The sequence below is a fragment of the Chromohalobacter sp. 11-W genome, from assembly GCF_029889905.1.
Lineage (GTDB): Bacteria > Pseudomonadota > Gammaproteobacteria > Pseudomonadales > Halomonadaceae > Chromohalobacter.
This window is the reverse complement of sequence record NZ_JARANZ010000034.1, coordinates 1-584: the sequence shown is the minus strand read 5'-3', so window position 1 is coordinate 584 and position 584 is coordinate 1. Positions and strand designations below refer to the sequence as shown.

Below are 584 nucleotides of genomic sequence, written 5' to 3'. Positions count from 1 at the left end.
TCGATCTGGCCCAGGTCACACCCACCGGGCCCAAGAACCGCGTGCTGAAGGAAGACGTGCAGGGCTACGTCAAGAATGCGCTTCAGCAGCGTTCCAGCGGTGCCGGAAGCAGCGCCGCGCCGAGTGGCGGGGCGGGTATTCCGGCGGTGCCGGACATCGACTTCAGCCAGTTCGGCGAGGTCGAGGAAAAGCCCATGGGCCGTTTGATGAAGGCCGGCGCCACCAACCTGCATCGCAGCTGGCTCAACGTGCCGCACGTCACGCAGTTCGACGAAGCGGACATCACCGAGCTCGAAGCCTTCCGCAAGTCGATGAAGGACGAGGCCGCCAAGCAGGATGCCAAGCTCACGCCGCTGCCGTTCATGATCAAGGCTTGTGCCTACGCCTTGCAGAAGTTCCCGCAGTTCAACGTCAGCCTGAAGAGCGACGGCGAGACCCTGGTGCAGAAGCACTACGTGCACATCGGCATCGCCGTGGACACGCCGGACGGCCTGATGGTCCCGGTGATTCGCAACGCCGATCAGAAATCGCTGATCGACCTGGCCAAGGAATCGGTCGAACTGGCCGGCAAGGCACAGTCGAAG

The 584-nt window shown here is 63.4% G+C and carries 1 protein-coding gene; it reads left to right on the top strand.

What is annotated here, in order from left to right; translation table 11 throughout:
- Window positions 1-584: 2-oxo acid dehydrogenase subunit E2 (locus tag OP494_RS17150; protein WP_280542793.1), on the top strand; the 584-nt coding region annotated here is incomplete at both ends.